The sequence below is a fragment of the Streptomyces apricus genome (assembly GCF_008369065.1).
Taxonomy (GTDB): domain Bacteria; phylum Actinomycetota; class Actinomycetes; order Streptomycetales; family Streptomycetaceae; genus Streptomyces; species Streptomyces apricus.
Window position 1 is genome coordinate 295932 of record NZ_VDFC01000004.1, and the last position, 659, is coordinate 296590.

At 59.7% G+C, this 659-nt stretch carries 1 rRNA gene and 1 other annotated feature (1 of these 2 only partly in view); the gene reads right to left on the reverse strand.

The features are described 5' to 3' along the window. Nucleotides 1-186 (reverse strand) — a sequence feature (23S ribosomal RNA rRNA prediction is too short); it reaches 668 nt to the left of the window's first position. A gap of 333 nt (nucleotides 187-519) precedes the next feature. Further along, nucleotides 520-659, reverse strand: a 16S ribosomal RNA gene (locus FGF04_RS02060); the annotation flags it as partial.

The following is a 659-nucleotide window of genomic DNA, read 5'->3' on the forward strand; positions in this document are numbered from 1 at the left end:
TTTCACTTCCCCGCGTTCCCTCCACACACCCTATGTGTTCAGATGTGGGTGACAGCCCATGACGACTGCCGGGTTTCCCCATTCGGAAACCCCCGGATCAAAGCCTGGTTGACGGCTCCCCGGGGACTATCGTGGCCTCCCACGTCCTTCATCGGTTCCTGGTACCAAGGCATCCACCGTGCGCCCTTAAAAACTTGGCCACAGATGCTCGCGTCCACTGTGCAGTTCTCAAACAACGACCAACCACCCGTCACACACCACTCACGCGATGCTTCACCGGGGCCGGCACTGAAGGCRRCCWTTACGGCCGTACCCTCAGACACCCAACAACGTGCCCGACACCCYCGYCACTCGTGATCAGCTTTCCACGCCCCGTGAAGGACAGTACTTGCAGCCCGAGATGACTGAGAGTGCCGAATAATCAACGTTCCACCCATGAGCAACCAGCACCGGACATTCGCCGATGTACTGGCCTCTGGACCGTCAGGCAGAACCTGYCGGCCAAGAAGTGCTCCTTAGAAAGGAGGTGATCCAGCCGCACCTTCCGGTACGGCTACCTTGTTACGACTTCGTCCCAATCGCCAGTCCCACCTTCGACAGCTCCCTCCCCACAAGGGGGTTGGGCCACCGGCTTCGGGTGTTACCGACTTTCGTGACGT